17 protein-coding genes are annotated in these 14,446 nt (G+C 63.7%); 4 read left to right on the plus strand and 13 right to left on the minus strand.

Annotation, left to right across the window (positions count from 1 at the left end):
• Nucleotides 1-4: 4 nt before the first annotated feature.
• The 3 genes from HUI96_RS06390 to coxB all read right to left on the minus strand — a co-directional run bounded on the left by HUI96_RS06390 (nucleotide 5) and on the right by coxB (nucleotide 3,577).
• Complete coding sequence (locus tag HUI96_RS06390) at nucleotides 5-949, minus strand: heme o synthase (RefSeq protein ID WP_188253817.1); 945 nt, start codon at nucleotides 947-949, stop codon at nucleotides 5-7.
• 70 nt (nucleotides 950-1,019) lie between these two features.
• Nucleotides 1,020-2,672 (minus strand): cytochrome c oxidase subunit I, encoded by a 1,653-nt coding sequence (gene ctaD, locus HUI96_RS06395; RefSeq protein ID WP_188253818.1) that lies wholly within the window; start codon nucleotides 2,670-2,672, stop codon nucleotides 1,020-1,022.
• Between the two features lie 41 nt (nucleotides 2,673-2,713).
• The gene (gene coxB / locus HUI96_RS06400) at nucleotides 2,714-3,577 is read right to left on the minus strand and encodes a cytochrome c oxidase subunit II (protein ID WP_237683996.1); all 864 of its coding nucleotides are present in this window, start codon (nucleotides 3,575-3,577) and stop codon (nucleotides 2,714-2,716) included.
• A gap of 341 nt (nucleotides 3,578-3,918) precedes the next feature.
• Here coxB and HUI96_RS06405 point away from each other — a divergent pair, with 341 nt between their 5' ends.
• Together HUI96_RS06405 and fae are read left to right on the plus strand one after the other, a co-directional pair.
• A complete protein-coding gene (locus HUI96_RS06405) occupies nucleotides 3,919-4,431 on the plus strand; it encodes an invasion associated locus B family protein (RefSeq protein WP_188253820.1) in 513 nt (170 codons plus the stop codon).
• Between the two features lie 103 nt (nucleotides 4,432-4,534).
• On the plus strand, nucleotides 4,535-5,074 hold the full coding sequence (fae, locus tag HUI96_RS06410) for a formaldehyde-activating enzyme (protein ID WP_188253821.1): 540 nt from the start codon (nucleotides 4,535-4,537) through the stop codon (nucleotides 5,072-5,074).
• 31 nt (nucleotides 5,075-5,105) lie between these two features.
• Here fae and HUI96_RS06415 read toward each other — a convergent pair whose 3' ends face one another.
• Together HUI96_RS06415 and HUI96_RS06420 are read right to left on the minus strand one after the other, a co-directional pair.
• Nucleotides 5,106-5,387, minus strand: coding sequence for a type II toxin-antitoxin system RelE family toxin (locus HUI96_RS06415; RefSeq protein ID WP_188253822.1), 282 nt, complete (start codon nucleotides 5,385-5,387; stop codon nucleotides 5,106-5,108).
• The gene (locus HUI96_RS06420; protein WP_188253823.1) at nucleotides 5,377-5,622 is read right to left on the minus strand and encodes a type II toxin-antitoxin system Phd/YefM family antitoxin; all 246 of its coding nucleotides are present in this window, start codon (nucleotides 5,620-5,622) and stop codon (nucleotides 5,377-5,379) included. Before HUI96_RS06420 ends, HUI96_RS06415 begins: the two co-directional genes overlap by 11 nt.
• Before the next feature lie 203 nt (nucleotides 5,623-5,825).
• On the opposite strand from HUI96_RS06420, the gene tldD reads away from it, so the two are divergent.
• Nucleotides 5,826-7,241: a metalloprotease TldD gene (gene tldD / locus HUI96_RS06425; RefSeq protein WP_188253824.1), complete on the plus strand. Its 1,416-nt coding sequence runs from the start codon at nucleotides 5,826-5,828 to the stop codon at nucleotides 7,239-7,241.
• A gap of 99 nt (nucleotides 7,242-7,340) precedes the next feature.
• The gene (locus HUI96_RS06430) at nucleotides 7,341-8,225 is read left to right on the plus strand and encodes an MBL fold metallo-hydrolase (RefSeq protein ID WP_188253825.1); all 885 of its coding nucleotides are present in this window, start codon (nucleotides 7,341-7,343) and stop codon (nucleotides 8,223-8,225) included.
• A 53-nt stretch (nucleotides 8,226-8,278) separates the two neighbouring features.
• Here the strand turns inward: HUI96_RS06430 and HUI96_RS06435 are convergent, their stop codons facing one another.
• The 8 genes from HUI96_RS06435 to HUI96_RS06470 all read right to left on the minus strand — a co-directional run bounded on the left by HUI96_RS06435 (nucleotide 8,279) and on the right by HUI96_RS06470 (nucleotide 14,442).
• The gene (locus tag HUI96_RS06435) at nucleotides 8,279-9,517 is read right to left on the minus strand and encodes a class I SAM-dependent RNA methyltransferase (protein WP_188253826.1); all 1,239 of its coding nucleotides are present in this window, start codon (nucleotides 9,515-9,517) and stop codon (nucleotides 8,279-8,281) included.
• Nucleotides 9,514-10,284 (minus strand): TlyA family RNA methyltransferase, encoded by a 771-nt coding sequence (locus HUI96_RS06440; RefSeq protein ID WP_188253827.1) that lies wholly within the window; start codon nucleotides 10,282-10,284, stop codon nucleotides 9,514-9,516. Before HUI96_RS06440 ends, HUI96_RS06435 begins: the two co-directional genes overlap by 4 nt.
• A 79-nt stretch (nucleotides 10,285-10,363) precedes the next feature.
• Nucleotides 10,364-12,283, minus strand: a complete 1,920-nt coding sequence (gene dxs, locus HUI96_RS06445) for a 1-deoxy-D-xylulose-5-phosphate synthase (protein WP_188253828.1) — start codon at nucleotides 12,281-12,283, stop codon at nucleotides 10,364-10,366.
• 75 nt (nucleotides 12,284-12,358) lie between these two features.
• Nucleotides 12,359-13,279 (minus strand): pirin family protein, encoded by a 921-nt coding sequence (locus HUI96_RS06450; RefSeq protein WP_188253829.1) that lies wholly within the window; start codon nucleotides 13,277-13,279, stop codon nucleotides 12,359-12,361.
• Nucleotides 13,280-13,326: 47 nt separating this feature from the next.
• A complete protein-coding gene (locus tag HUI96_RS29310) occupies nucleotides 13,327-13,602 on the minus strand; it encodes a DUF2277 family protein (RefSeq protein WP_188253830.1) in 276 nt (91 codons plus the stop codon).
• Nucleotides 13,603-13,619: 17 nt separating this feature from the next.
• On the minus strand, nucleotides 13,620-13,829 hold the full coding sequence (locus tag HUI96_RS29315; protein WP_188253831.1) for a hypothetical protein: 210 nt from the start codon (nucleotides 13,827-13,829) through the stop codon (nucleotides 13,620-13,622).
• Nucleotides 13,826-14,116 carry a plasmid mobilization protein gene (locus tag HUI96_RS06465; protein ID WP_188253832.1) on the minus strand — a complete coding sequence of 97 codons (291 nt, stop codon included), beginning with the start codon at nucleotides 14,114-14,116 and terminating at the stop codon, nucleotides 13,826-13,828. Before HUI96_RS06465 ends, HUI96_RS29315 begins: the two co-directional genes overlap by 4 nt.
• A gap of 74 nt (nucleotides 14,117-14,190) precedes the next feature.
• Nucleotides 14,191-14,442, minus strand: coding sequence for an exodeoxyribonuclease VII small subunit (locus HUI96_RS06470; RefSeq protein WP_188253833.1), 252 nt, complete (start codon nucleotides 14,440-14,442; stop codon nucleotides 14,191-14,193).
• Nucleotides 14,443-14,446: the final 4 nt, after the last annotated feature.

Genomic DNA, 14,446 nt, shown 5'->3' on the forward strand with positions numbered 1-14,446 from the left:
CCACTCACACTCCTGCGAGGCCCAGAGCCCGCTCGGCCACCGAGTCGACCAGGTATGCAGCGAAGATCGCAAAGAGGTAGAGCAGGGAGTAGGCAAAAAGCGACTTGGCCGGGCGCATGACCTTGTCATCGTCGGCCATGCGCAGCACCTGCCAGCCATGCCAGACGAAGCCTGCACCAAGCAGCGCAGCTACCACGCCGTAGGCATATCCGACGTAACCGAGCCACCACGGCGCGACGCCCGCTACCGCGAGGATGACCGAGTAGACGAAAATCTGACGGCGTGTGGAGGGAATGCCCGCGACGTTCGGCATCATCGGTACGCCCGCACGACCGTACTCATCGGCCTTGAACAGTGCCAGCGCCCAGAAGTGCGGCGGCGTCCACAGGAAGATGATCAGGAACAGGATGATGCTTTCCAGGCTGACGGTGCCCGTCGCCGCTGCCCAGCCCACGACCGGCGGCAAAGCCCCGGCCGCGCCACCGATCACGATGTTCTGCGGCGTCCAGCGCTTCAGCCACATCGTGTAGATGACGGCATAGAAGAAGATGGTGAAGGCCAGCAGCGAGGCGGCCACCCAGTCCACCAGCACGCCCAGCGCCATAACGGACAAGGCAGACAGGACCAGCCCAAAGGCCAGCGCTTCGCGAGGCCGCACGCGCCCAGCGGGTACGGGACGCCCGGCCGTCCGCTTCATCACCGCATCGATATCCGCGTCGTACCACATGTTCAGCGCACCGGATGCGCCCGCTCCGATCGCAATCGCAAGGATGGCCGTCGCCGCGATGATCGGGTTGAGCGGCACCCGCGCCGCCATCATGCCGACGAACGCGGTGAAGACGACCAGCGACATCACGCGCGGCTTGAGCAGCGCGAAGAAGTCGCCGGCAGTCGCTTCCGACATACCGGCGTCGCTCTCGCCCAAAACGGTTCTATCCAAGAATGCCATGCTATCGCGATCGGTTTCTCGTCTTGCACTCGCCGCCGGCTAGCCGGCGGCGAAAGCTTGGAGGGAATGCTTACCGGATCTTCGGCAGCTCTTCCCACTGGTGGTAGGGCGGCGGCGAGGACAGCTGCCATTCCAGTGTCGTCGCGCCTTCACCCCAGGGATTGGCACCGGCCACGCGCTTCTTCGAGAACGCCTCGAACAGGCCGAACAGGAAGATCAGCACGCCAATCGCCGACAGATAAGCGCCGTAGGACGATACCATGTTCCAGCCGGCATAGGCATCCGGATAGTCGATGTAGCGCCGCGGCATGCCGGCCAGGCCGAGGAAGTGCTGCGGGAAGAACACCAGGTTCACGCCGATGAAGGTGACCCAGAAGTGCGTCCGCGCGATCAGCGGGGAATACATGTAGCCGGTCATCTTCGGGAACCAGTAGTACCAGGCCGCAAAGATGGCGAAGACGGCCCCCAGCGACAGCACGTAGTGGAAGTGCGCCACGACGTAGTAGGTGTCGTGGAACGAGCGGTCGAGACCGGCATTGGCAAGCTGCACGCCTGTGACGCCGCCCACCGTGAACAGGAAGATGAAGCCGATCGCCCACAGCATCGGAGTTCGCATGCTGATGGAGCCGCCCCACATGGTGGCGACCCACGAGAACACCTTGATGCCGGTCGGAACCGCGATCACCATCGTCGCAAAGGTGAAGTAGCGCTGCGTGTCGAGCGAGATACCGCTCGTGTACATGTGGTGCGCCCACACCACGAACCCGACCACGCCGATAGCCACCATCGCGTAGGCCATGCCGAGGTAGCCGAAGATCGGCTTGCGCGAGAAGGTCGAGATGATGTGGCTGACGATGCCGAAGCCCGGCAGGATCAGGATGTACACTTCCGGATGACCGAAGAACCAGAACAGGTGCTGGAACAGGACCGGGTCACCACCCCCCTCGGGCGCGAAGAAGGCGGTCCCAAAGTTGCGGTCGGTGAGCAGCATGGTGATGCCGCCAGCGAGCACCGGCAGCGACAGGAGCAGCAGGAACGCAGTGATCAGCACCGACCAGGCAAACAGCGGCATCTTGTGCAGCGTCATGCCAGGGGCGCGCATATTGAAGATGGTGGTGATGAAGTTGATCGCGCCGAGGATCGACGAGGCGCCGGCCACGTGCAGCGACAGGATCACGAAATCCATGGCCGGACCAGGCTGACCCGAGGTCGAGAACGGCGGATAGATCGTCCAGCCGCCACCTGCGCCAAATCCACCGGCAGGACCGGGGACGAACATCGAGATCAGCAGCAGCAGGAACGCCGGCGGCAGCAGCCAGAACGAGATGTTGTTCATGCGCGGGAACGCCATGTCGGGCGCGCCGATCATGATCGGCACCATCCAGTTGGCGAAGCCGCCGATCAGCGCAGGCATGACCATGAAGAAGATCATGACCAGCGCATGCGCCGTCGTGAACACGTTGTACATGTGCTTGCCGCCATCGATCGCGGCATCGCCCTCGAAGCCGTAGACGATCTGGGCCAGACCGGTGAAGATCTGGACGCCCGGCTCGGCGAGTTCCCAGCGCATCATAACGGACAGCAGGAAGCCGATGAGACCCGCAATGATCGCGAAGATCAGGTAAAGCGTCCCGATGTCCTTGTGGTTGGTCGAATAGACCCAGCGAACCCAGCCACGCGGCTTGTGTTCGTGATGGGCGTCGTGGGCTGCAGCGCCTGCCATGTCCCGCTCCGTTCCTCGTTCTTTTCCTTAGCCCAGATCCGTCAGTTTCCGGCGACCTTGACCGCCCCGTCCACGGCGGCCATCAGCGCCTTGTTCGCACCGGGAAGATCGGTGCGGGCAGCGGCGAGCCAGGTATCATATTGCTCCTGGGTCACGACGCGGAAGGCGATCGGCATATAGGCGTGATCCTTGCCGCAGAGCTCGGAGCACTGGCCGTAGAAAAGGCCCTCCTTCCTGGCGTTGAACCAGGTCTCGTTGATGCGCCCAGGCACCGCGTCGGTCTTCACGCCGAATGCAGGCATCGCGAAGGCATGGATCACGTCCGAAGCCGTCACCAAAACCCGCACCGTGGTGTTGACCGGAACCACCACCTCGTTGTCGACGGCCAGCAGCCGCGGGTATCGCGCCATATCCTCCTTGCCCAAGGACGCACGGTCAGCTTCGGCGAGAATGGCGGAGTTGAAGGAGATCGGCTGTTCCAGCTGATACTCGTAATCCCAGTTCCACTGGTTGCCCGTGGCCTTGACCGTCAGTTGCGGCTCCTCCGGCGGCGTGTACTGAGCCGTGAGCAGTTGGAAGGAAGGAATGGCCAGACAGAGCAGAACGAGGACCGGAGCGACAGTCCAGATCACCTCGATCATCGTGTTATGGCTGGTGCGGGAGGGCACCGGGTTCGCGCTCGCGCGGAACCTCACGATGCAGTAGCCCAGCAGGACCAGCACCAGCAGCGTGATCGGAATGATGAACCACAGCGAGAAGGCTTCAAACCATTCGATCTGTTCCATGATCGGGGTGGCCGCCGCCTGGAAGCGCACCTGCCATGGCGTGGGCTGGTCCGCCAGAGCCGGCGCCAGCGCGCCGAGGATGAACGCCGCAGCGCCGCCGCCGGTGAGTATTCTCTTCATCGTCCTCTTCACTCCCGCTTCAATGCCGTATTGTCCCATGACGGCATGATCCGGCAGCCGGGAGGGAATCCCGGGCGTCCGTCCGGCTGGTTCAAACCATACTCTTTATCGGTCCGCAAGGAAGGACACCAACCCCGTGTGCGGCATTTTTGCGCGAGAGCCGGAGCTTTCGCGCCGAACCGATGCCATAATAAGGATGCCTATCGCGGGCCTTGAAAAGCCCGCGCTTTTCGACATGCTATGGCGCGCTCGATCCGAGGTAGTCGCTGGTTGTGGCGTGTCCTTGTTGTAACCTTGCCGTGTTTTCTGCAGAAAGCGCCCCGATTCGCGTTGGAGCCTCCATGAGATCCCGCCATTCCAAGATCATCGCCGCCCTTGTGGGCGCCGCCGCCGTCTGCGCCGCCCCGCTGGCAGGGGCGCAGCAGCCCGGGAAGGTGAAGGAAACGCATGGCGCCTGGTCGATCATCTGCGATACGCCCGCCGGCGCCACTGCCGAGCAGTGCGTGATGATGCAGAACGTCGTCGCGGAAGACCGGCCGGAGATGGGCCTGTCCGTCGTCGTGCTGCGCACTGCCGATAACAAGGCGGAGATCCTGCGCGTGCTGGCGCCGCTCGGCGTGCTGCTGCCCAACGGCCTTGGCCTCAACATCGACGGCAAGGATATCGGTCGCGCCTATTTCGTCCGCTGCTTCGCCGATGGCTGCTATGCCGAGGTCATCCTGGAGAAGCAGTTGATGGAGACGCTGAAGAACGGCAAGTCGGCCACCTTCATCGTCTTCCAGACGCCGGAAGAAGGCATCGGCATCCCGGTCGACCTTACCGGCTTCGGCGAGGGCTTTTCCGCGCTACCCTGAAGACAGCGCTCGCTGCTTCAGCGTAGTCTAAATCATCGGCGGCCCGCAAAGGGCACGCCCGCCCTGTTTCAACCGTGACGTCAACCACAAGAGAGGGATAATCATGACTGACATTTGGCTTCGTACGGGTGAGGCGACCGTTCTGGCGGCGGAAGGTCAGGCGACCGACGCGATGCCCGAGGTGGTGATCGGCTCGATCAGGGGTCCGGTCGGCCAGGCATTCGCCGGCATGATGGGACAGGTGAAGGGGCACACGCGCATGTTCGTCGTGCGCGACCTCAATCAGGCGGTCAAGCCTGCGACGATGATGACGACCAAGGTCACCATCAAGAACATGGCCTACGCCGAACTGCTCGGCGGGGTGGTGCAGGCAGCGATGGGCGATGCGATCGTCGACTGCTTGGCGGAAGACATCCTCCCTCGCGACCAGGCCGACGAACTGTGCATGATCATCACCGTCTGGCTCGATCCGCGCTGCGCCGAGGACGAGAATCTAAACCGCAAGGATCTCTACCGGACCAACTACGAGGCCACCAAGCTCGCGATCTCGCGCGCCATGAAGGGTGAGCCGACGGTCGACCAGCTCATCGCCAACCGCAAGACGGTGAAGCATTACGCCCTGGACGGCGTGATCGACTACTGAGGCTTTCGACCCTTCGGGCAGGGCGGCAGACTCAACGCCGCCTTGCCACATCATACACCTTACCGTGGTCCCGTCTGCCGAATGTAACCACGGTAACCGTTACAGTTCGATCCGAAACTCGGTAGACCAGCCGGTAGCCGGACTGACGCAGCTTGATCTTGTAATGATCCGGCATTCCTTGAAGAGCGGCGGCAGCAATGCGCGGCTGTTCGAGGCGCCCGCGCAATTTTTTCACCAATTGTTGGCGGACCGTGGCTCCGAGCTTGTCCCATTCCTTCCGCGCAGAGGGCAGGAACTCCAGCCTATAGGTCATCTATGTGGACCGGCACGCCCTCTTCATGGGCGCGTTCCTTGGCGATCTCGATGAGCGCGAGATCATCCAACCGGTCGAGCATGGCCTCATAGACGTCAGCCGGCACCATGTAAGCCATGATACGGTTGTGGTTGAGGATTGCGACAGGTTCTCCCTGTGCAGACTCGATCACGGACGATGGGCTCTTTCTCAGGTCCGAGATCGATACGCTCAATGCGGCTTCCACACGCTGCATGCGATAGGCCTCCAGTGTACGCAGAATTGTAACATATAAAGTACGAAATTCCCTACATAGCTATCCAGAGTCCCCGTTGCTTGGACCGCGCGGCAGTGCATTTGGCTCTGAGACGTCATCGATCGTTGGGAATCCGACCATCCCTCCCCTATCTCTGCAGGGCGTGCTACGCACAATCCGAACCGAGTTTACGGAACATAGCCATGCAAGACAGTCTGCTCAGCCGCTTCGACGTAGGCGAGGATCAGGTCAAATCGCTTGTCGCAGATACGATCCACGGCGCGGACGATGGAGAGCTCTTCCTCGAGTACAGCGAGTCGGAAGCGCTGATGTTCGACAACGGCCGGCTGAAGACGGCCAATTTCAACACCGAGCAGGGCTTTGGCCTTCGCGCTGTTGCCGGCGAGGCGACCGGCTATGCCCATTCGAGCGAGTTGTCGCATTCGGCGCTGCTGCGCGCTTCAGACGCCGTGTCGACGGTCAAGAGCGGCTATTCCGGCACGCTCGCCGAGGCCCCTCCCCGCACCAACCGGCATCTTTACGGCGAGGAGAACCCGACCGGGTCCCCCAGCTTCGAGGCAAAGGCCAAGCTGCTGCAGGAGATCGACGCCTGGGTGCGCGCCGAGGACCCGCGCGTGCGCCAGGTGACAGCATCCCTGGTCTCGTCGTGGCAGCAGGTGGAGATCATCCGCGCCGACGGCCAGACCGTGCGCGACGTGCGGCCGCTGGTCCGGATGAGCATTTCCGTGGTGGTCGGCGACGGCGACCGCCAGGAGACCGGGACCTATGGCGCCGGCGGCCGCAAGGGGTTTGGCGAGTTCCTGGTCGAGGACAGTTGGAAGCAGGCAGCCCACGAGGCGCTGCGCCAGGCGCTGGTCAACCTCGAGGCGGTGCCGGCCCCGGCTGGGACCTTCGACATCGTGCTGTCCTCCGGCTGGCCGGGCGTGATGCTGCATGAAGCGGTGGGCCACGGCCTCGAAGGCGACTTCAACCGCAAGAAGACCTCCGCCTTCGCCGGCCTCATGGGCCAGCAGGTGGCCGCCAAGGGCGTTACCGTGGTCGATGACGGGACCATCGCGGAGCGGCGCGGCTCGATCTCCGTAGACGACGAGGGCACGCCTTCAAACCGCAACGTCCTGATCGAGGACGGCAAGCTGGTCGGCTACATGCAGGACCGGCAGAACGCCCGCCTGATGGGCATGAAGGCCACCGGCAACGGCCGTCGCGAGTCCTACGCGCACCAGCCGATGCCGCGCATGACCAACACCTATATGACCGCCGGCGAGTACACGCCCGAGGAGATCACCGCCTCGGTGAAGCACGGGGTCTATGCCGTCTCATTCGGCGGCGGGCAGGTCGATATCACCTCCGGAAAGTTCGTGTTCGGATGCACCGAGGCGTACATGATCGAGGACGGCAAGGTGACCCAGCCGATCAAGGGCGCCATGCTGATCGGCAACGGCCCCGACGCCATGCACCGCGTCACCATGGTCGGCAACGACATGAAGCTCGATCCGGGCATCGGCATGTGCGGCAAGGCCGGACAGGGCGTTCCGGTCGGCGTCGGCCAACCGCATCTTAGGATGAACCAGATGACGCTGGGCGGAACGCGGGTCTAGGCCAAGGAACCCGCAGGCGCCTCCCCTTCAGTCTTGCAATCACCTTCAGGCGCCTGTCTGATACGAACGGGCAGCCCATGCGGCCCGCCGGATCGGAGGATGGCGATGCACAAGCCGCTGGTGAAGGGGTTCTTCGACAAGCGCACCTGTTCGATCCAATACGTCGTAGCGGATCCCGAAACCGCCTGTTGCGCGATCATCGATCCGGTGCTGGACTACGACGAGAAGTCGGGTGCGACGGCCACCCGCAATGCGGACGCCATTCTCGGCTATATTCAGGAGAATGGCCTCACCGTGGAGTGGATCCTCGACACGCACCCGCATGCGGACCACTTCTCGGCCGCGCGATACCTGAAGGACAAGACTGGCGCGCCCACCGCGATCGGCGAGAAGGTCACCGAGGTCCAGGAACTGTGGAAGAGCTTCTACAACTGGCCGGATTTCCCCGCCGACGGCTCGCAATGGGACAAGCTCTTTGCCGAAGGTGAGACATTCAGCGTCGGCTCCATTCCAGCCAAGGTGCTTTTCTCGCCCGGCCATACGCTTGCTTCGATCACCTATGTGATCGGCGATGCCGCCTTCGTGCACGATACGCTGTTCATGCCCGACAGCGGCACCGCGCGCACTGATTTTCCGGGCGGCAATGCCGGCCAGCTCTGGCGCTCAATTGAGGAAATCCTGTCGCTGCCGGACGATACGCGCGTCTTCACCGGCCACGACTATCAGCCGGGTGGCCGCGAGCCCCTGTGGGAATCGACGGTGGCCGAGCAGAAGGCGAAGAACTCCCACATCTCGAAATGCAGGAACGAGGCCGAGTTCGTCGCCCTGCGGCAGGCCCGCGACAAGACGCTGGCGATGCCCAGGCTGATTTTGCATGCGCTCCAGGTGAACATAAACGGAGGGCGGCTGCCGGAACCGGAGGGCAACGGCCGGCGCTACCTCAAGATCCCGCTCGACCTTCTTGAAGGCGCGGCCTGGGACTGAGCAAACGCCGCCCTTTTCACCGGACCCCGCGCTGGCGGGGCCTAGATGCGCCGTCAGCGCCGCTTCCGCGGTTTCTCGAGCAACGCCGCCACTTCCACATGCGGCGACCAGAGGAACTGGTCGACCGGCGTCACCTGCTTCACGGCATAGCCGCCGTCGATCAGGATGCGCAGGTCGCGGGCAAGTGTCGCCGGGTTGCAGGAGATAGCCGCCACGTAGGGAACGTCAGATCGCGCAATCTGCTTCGACTGATCCTCGGCGCCCGCCCGGGGCGGATCGAAGACTACGCCCTCGAATGCATTCAGTTCCTTGAAGGTCAGCGGCCGCCGGAACAGGTCGCGCTTCTCGACGGTGATGCGCCTCAGGCCGGGGGTGCCGCGGAAGGCGCGGTCGAGTGCCGCGAGCGCGGCCGCATCCGCCTCGACCGCATGAACTTCGGATCGCGATGCCAGCCTGAGCGCGAAGGCTCCTGCCCCGGCGAACAGATCCGCCACCTTCTTCGCCCGTTTCAGGTGCCCTGCGACGATCCCGTCCATCGCCTCCTCGGCAGCCGCAACTGCCTGCAGGAAGCCGCCGGGCGGCAGCACGGCGGCCGCCGATCCGAATTGGACCATCGGTTTTCGCGGCTCGATGATGATCTCGCCATCCACCGAGAGCCGGGCAAGGCCATTGCGGAGGGCGAAGTCTGACACTTCGCGACGGCTCTTTTCAGTGAGTTTCCCCGAGCCGGTTGCGGCGACGTCGAGGCCTGATGCCGTCGAGGTCACGGTGAGGTGGAAGGAATCGCGCGTCACGGCAATAAGCGTTGCCAGCGATCGCAGCATCGGCAGACTCGCTTCAATCTCCGGAAGAACGGCGAAACATTCTTCGATGTCCACGATCGCGTGCGAGGCGGCCCGGTTGTAGCCAAGCACAATACCGGCCTCGGTTTTTCGCGCAGAAAATACGGCGCGGCGCCGCGACCGTGCCGTGCCCGCAACGATCTCCGAGACCTCCGCGTCTATCCCCCGCGCGGCGAGCGCCTGGACGACCCTGTCGCGTTTCCAGGCCCGGTATTGTACTGGGTCGAGATGCTGCAGCGCGCAGCCGCCGCAATCGGCGAAGTGCCTGCAGACCGGCTCCACCCTCATTGGGGAAGCTTCGAGAACGGCCATGAGCGTGCCTCGGCTGCCCTCGACCGCGGCATTGACCCGCTCACCGGGCAGCGCGAACGGAACGTAGACAGGCCCGTCCAGCGTGTCGGCGACGCCGTCACCCTGCGCTCCGAGGCGATCGATGAGGAGTGTCGTCATGCGCGGTCCTTGATTGCGCCGAGCAGAAACTCGCGATTGCCGTCGCCACCCTCGATCGGCGAAGGATGCAGACCGAGTACGCGCCAACCTGGGACCGTCTCCAGCCACTCGGCAAGTGTGCGCGCAATTGCAGGCCCGACGTTGGGGTCCTTCAGCAGTCCGCCCTTGCCGATCGCCTCACGTCCCGCCTCGAACTGCGGTTTCACCAGAAACACCCCACGCGCGCCCGGCGCGGCGAGCGCAAGAGCGGGCGGAAGCGCCAGCTTCAGCGAGATGAAGCTGACATCGCAGACCAGAAGGTCCGGCGCCTGGCCATCCAGGTCGGCCAGCAAGAGGTCTCGGGCATTGAGCCCCTCGCGCAGAACGATGCGGGGGTCGGAGCGCAGCGAGGAATCGAACTGGCCGTGGCCGACGTCGATGGCAAAAACCTTTGTTGCACCGCGTTCGAGCAGCACCTGCGTAAAACCGCCGGTGGAGGCGCCGATGTCGAGCGCCATCCTACCCTCGGGATCGACGCCGAACGCGTCAAGTCCGGCGATCAGCTTCAGCGCGCTGCGCGCCACATAGCGGGCCGCCGGGTCCTCAACCGTGATCTCGACCCCCTCCCCCACAGGAACACCAGGTTTGGTCACGGGAACGCCAGCGACGCGCACGACGCCACGCGCAACCGCATCCCGCGCACGCGAGCGGCTCTGGTAGAATCCGCGGGTGACCAAAAGTTCATCCAGCCGAAGACGGGACGGTGCTGTTTTTGCCTCGGCGTTCATGCGCGCTTACTTGGCCATTGCCGCGCTGTCTGGCAAGCGCTCAGACGTATTGGGGAACGCGACGATGTATGGCGCAGTACTACGCCCGCGCCGGCCGCACAGTCTCGGAACGACCGAGCGCCGCGAAGACGGCGCGCACAATGCCCGCATTGTCCAGCCCGGCATCGACATACATCTTCTCGGGCTTAGCGTGGTCGACGAAGGAATCCGGCAGAACGAGCGGGCGCGCCTTCAGTCCGTTCTCGAGCAGGCCCTGATGTGCCAGGAAATGTAGCACCTGGGCCGCAAAGCCGCCGATCGCATTCTCCTCGACGGTGATCAGCACCTCGTGCTCGCTCGCGAGCCGTCGCACCAGATCCTCGTCGAGCGGCTTGGCGAACCGCGCATCGGCAACCGTCGTCGACAGACCGGCTGCATTGAGTTCCTCGGCGGCGAGCAGGCAGTCGGCCAGCCGCGTGCCGAAGGAAAGCAGCGCCACCTTGGTGCCTTCGCGCAGGATGCGGCCCTTGCCGATCTCGAGGATCGAGCCGCGCTCGGGCATCTCCACGCCGATGCCGTTGCCGCGCGGATAGCGGAAGGCAATCGGGCCCTCGTCATATGCCGCCGCGGTCCTGACCATATGACGAAGCTCGGCCTCGTCGGCCGCCGCCATCACCACGAAGCCCGGCAGGCTGGCGAGGTAGGTGGTGTCGAAAGCGCCGCAGTGGGTCGGACCGTCGGCGCCGACGAAGCCGGCGCGGTCGATAGGAAACCGTACCGGCAGCTTCTGGATGGCAATATCATGCACGACCTGGTCGTAGGCGCGCTGCAGGAAGGTGGAGTATATCGCGACGAAGGGTTTTAGACCTTCCGTCGCCAGGCCACCGGCGAAGGTCACAGCGTGCTGCTCGGCGATGCCGACATCGAAGGTGCGTGAAGGGAATGCCTCGCCGAAAAGGTCGAGGCCGGTGCCGGACGGCATCGCAGCGGTGATCGCCACGATCCTGTCGTCCTCGCGCGCCTCTTGGATCAGGCTCTCGGCGAACACCTTTGTGTAGCTCGGCGCGTTCGAGGGCGCCTTCGCCTGCGCGCCGGTGATGACGTCGAACTTGTTGACGCCGTGATACTTGTCGCTTGCAGCTTCGGCAGGGGCGTAGCCCTTGCCCTTCTTCGTAACGACATGGATGAGGACTGGCCCCTCGCAATTGTCGCGAACGTTCTTCAACACCGGGACCAGGTGCTCGAGGTTGTGCCCGTCGATCGGCCCGATGTGGTAGAAGCCGAGTTCCTCGAACATGGTGCCGCCGGTCACGTAGCCGCGCGCATGCTCCACCGCGCGGGTGACGGCGCGGTCGACCTTTTCGCCGAGATAGGAGGTCAGTTTCTTCCCGAGCTCGCGAAATTCCATGTAGGTGCGGCCCGAGGCGAGCCGCGCGAGGTAGGCGCTCATCGCCCCGGACGGCGGGGCAATCGACATGTCGTTGTCGTTGAGGATGACGATCAGCCGCGCATTGAGCGCGCCCGCATTGTTCATGGCCTCGTAGGCCATGCCCGCCGACATGGCTCCGTCGCCGATGACGGCGATGACATTGTTGCGGCCGCCCTTCAGGTCCCGCGCCACGGCCATGCCGAGGCCGGCGGAGATCGAGGTCGAGGAATGGGCCGCGCCGAACGGGTCGTACTCGCTTTCGGTGCGCTTGGTGAAGCCGGAAAGTCCCCCTTCCATGCGCAGCGTACGGATGCGGTCGCGGCGGCCGGTCAGGATCTTGTGCGGATAGGCCTGGTGGCCGACATCCCAGATCAGGCGATCGTCAGGCGTGTTGAACACATAATGCAGCGCAATGGTCAGTTCCACGACGCCCAGCCCGGCGCCCAGATGACCGCCCGTGCGCGAAACCGCATCGATCAGTTCGGCGCGAAGCTCCTCGGCGAACTGTGGGAGCTCGCTTTCAGGCAGAGCGCGCAGATCGGCAGGGATTCGTACCTTATCCAGAAGCGGTGTTTGCGGTAGCTTATTCAATCGTCTGGCCTGGGTCGGGGGGAATCGCACAACCAGATAGGGTGTCGGGCCTGCCATGTAAATGGATGACGTGCCTCAGCCCTCCGGTAGCGGGATGAACTCAGCCTCGTCACCCGGGACGATGTCGAAGCGCCCGGTGCGCCATTCCTCCTTGGCCTGCTCAATCCGCTCCTTCGAGGAGGAAACGAAATTCCACCAGATGTAGCGAGGCGAACCGAGCGAGGCGCCGCCGAACAGCATGAAATGCGCCCCAGCTACTGAGCTCACGACGATCTCGTCGCCCGGCCGGAACACCAGGAGCCGATCGGAAGGGAAGCGGTCTCCGAGAATTTCCACCGAGCCATCGAGGACGTAGATGGCCCGCTCTTCGCTATCAGCCGGAATGGCGATGCGCCCGCCGCGCTGTAGCGAGACATCCACGTAGAGGGTGTCGCTTGCAGTAGGCACCGGCGAGTGCAGGCCGGAGAAGTTCCCTACCACTAGACGCCCTGAGGCCCCGTCCGCTTCGAAGGTCGGCAACACCTCACGCAACGTATGCTCGAAGGCTGGTGCATGCTCCTCATGCGATTCCGGTAGGGCGATCCAGGTCTGCAGGCCCGACATCGACATCGGCGAGCCGCGCAGTTCTTCCGGCGTACGCTCGGAATGGACGATGCCGCGCCCCGCCGTCATCAGGTTCACGTCGCCGGGCTCGATCACCATCTCGGTCCCGAGCGAGTCCCGGTGCCTTATCTTGCCATCGAAGAGATAGGTCAGCGTGGCAAGGCCGATATGCGGATGCGGCCGGACGTCCATGGCCTTGCCGGGCCGCAGGATGGCCGGCCCCATCCGATCGAAGAAGATGAACGGTCCGATCAGGCGCCGCCTGGCGGTCGGCAGCGCCCGCCGCACCTCGAAACCGCCGATGTCCTTGGCATTCGGAATCACCATCAGTTCGATGGCGTCGCAGGCGAATTTATCGCCGGGAAGCGGGTCGTTTGCGGGGAAGAAGCTCATCGCAGTCTCCAAAAGAGTCGCGAGATCACCGCGGGCGGTCGCCTTTGCTAGCCCTGATGGGCAAAGCGCAGCGCGGATTTGGCCCGCGCTTTGACGGCTTCTTCCTCGCGATTGCGCGGATACTGACTGGTCTCGAGCGAATGCAGCAGATCGTGGGCTGCCTCCGCGATACGTTCGACCGCAAGGTTGAAGGCGGCCTCGTTGCGCTTCGAAGGCTTGTTGGATCCGCTCACCTTGCGCACGAATTGCAGTGACGCGTCGCGAATTTCCTCATGCGTCGCCGGCGGGTCAAAATTGAACAGGTTCTTGATATTGCGGCACACGGGGCTTTCTCCCTTGCCTAGGCCTTGTTCTCCGGATCTCGCGCGATGCGGAGCGTTGCACCGTCGGAGCGCGTCACCTCGATGATCGTTTCGACACGCACTAGCCGGCGATCGACTTCGTTCAAGTCCATCGCAAGTCTGTCGAGCTTGCCGGTCAGTGTCTCGACCTTCCCGGTAAGTTCCATGACGGTCCTGAGGCCTGCCATGATGTCGCCGAGCGCGCTCATGCGCCCCGCCGCTTGCTGAAATGATCGAGAGTGGCCTGCACCTGAGCATTGGCGCGATCGACGGCGGCAGACGCTCTCTCGGCGCTCTCCCGAAACGCACGAGCCAAATTAGCCAACTGCTCGAGCTGTTCTATTTCGTTCGGATCGTAGGCCTCGACCGATCGCCTGACGAACTCTCCGATGGAAATATTTGCCTTCCTGGCCTTGCTCTCCAGCCGGGACTTTTCGGCCGGCGTCATCAAGGTGATGACTCTCGCAGTGGCGGCTTCCGATGCAATTTCCATCATCGCAGACCTTACTATGCACAGGACATGTACATAGCATCGTCAGTCCATTTTTTCAATCGCGGCTACAGAAGCCCTCACTCCCCGTCCAGCGGCTCCAGCCCGGCAGGCTTGCCTTCACGCGACAGGCGGATTTTCTCGACCTTGTCCTCGGCCGCCTTCAGCAGCCGGTCGCAATGCGACTTCAGCGCCTCGCCGCGCTCATAGATTCGAATCGACTGGTCGAGCGGTACGTCACCGCGTTCCAGATCGTCGACGATGCGCTCCAGCGCCTCGAGCGCCTGTTCGAAGCTCATCGCCTTGACGTCGGCGTTCGGTTCCTCGGTCATCAAT

Source organism: Pseudaminobacter soli (ex Zhang et al. 2022) (assembly GCF_014595955.1).
GTDB lineage: Bacteria > Pseudomonadota > Alphaproteobacteria > Rhizobiales > Rhizobiaceae > Kumtagia > Kumtagia pseudosoli.

Bases quoted from the DNA above. Each gene is read 5' to 3' on its own strand.
- HUI96_RS06390 (WP_188253817.1), bottom strand. From the start codon at position 949: ATGGCATTCTTGGATAGAACCGTTTTGGGCGAGAGCGACGCCGGTATG.
- ctaD (WP_188253818.1), bottom strand. From the start codon at position 2,672: ATGGCAGGCGCTGCAGCCCACGACGCCCATCACGAACACAAGCCGCGT.
- coxB (WP_237683996.1), bottom strand. From the start codon at position 3,577: ATGAAGAGAATACTCACCGGCGGCGGCGCTGCGGCGTTCATCCTCGGC.
- HUI96_RS06405 (WP_188253820.1), top strand. From the start codon at position 3,919: ATGAGATCCCGCCATTCCAAGATCATCGCCGCCCTTGTGGGCGCCGCC.
- fae (WP_188253821.1), top strand. From the start codon at position 4,535: ATGACTGACATTTGGCTTCGTACGGGTGAGGCGACCGTTCTGGCGGCG.
- HUI96_RS06415 (WP_188253822.1), bottom strand. From the start codon at position 5,387: ATGACCTATAGGCTGGAGTTCCTGCCCTCTGCGCGGAAGGAATGGGAC.
- HUI96_RS06420 (WP_188253823.1), bottom strand. From the start codon at position 5,622: ATGCAGCGTGTGGAAGCCGCATTGAGCGTATCGATCTCGGACCTGAGA.
- tldD (WP_188253824.1), top strand. From the start codon at position 5,826: ATGCAAGACAGTCTGCTCAGCCGCTTCGACGTAGGCGAGGATCAGGTC.
- HUI96_RS06430 (WP_188253825.1), top strand. From the start codon at position 7,341: ATGGCGATGCACAAGCCGCTGGTGAAGGGGTTCTTCGACAAGCGCACC.
- HUI96_RS06435 (WP_188253826.1), bottom strand. From the start codon at position 9,517: ATGACGACACTCCTCATCGATCGCCTCGGAGCGCAGGGTGACGGCGTC.
- HUI96_RS06440 (WP_188253827.1), bottom strand. From the start codon at position 10,284: ATGAACGCCGAGGCAAAAACAGCACCGTCCCGTCTTCGGCTGGATGAA.
- HUI96_RS06450 (WP_188253829.1), bottom strand. From the start codon at position 13,279: ATGAGCTTCTTCCCCGCAAACGACCCGCTTCCCGGCGATAAATTCGCC.
- HUI96_RS29315 (WP_188253831.1), bottom strand. From the start codon at position 13,829: ATGAGCGCGCTCGGCGACATCATGGCAGGCCTCAGGACCGTCATGGAA.
- HUI96_RS06465 (WP_188253832.1), bottom strand. From the start codon at position 14,116: ATGATGGAAATTGCATCGGAAGCCGCCACTGCGAGAGTCATCACCTTG.
- HUI96_RS06470 (WP_188253833.1), bottom strand. From the start codon at position 14,442: ATGACCGAGGAACCGAACGCCGACGTCAAGGCGATGAGCTTCGAACAG.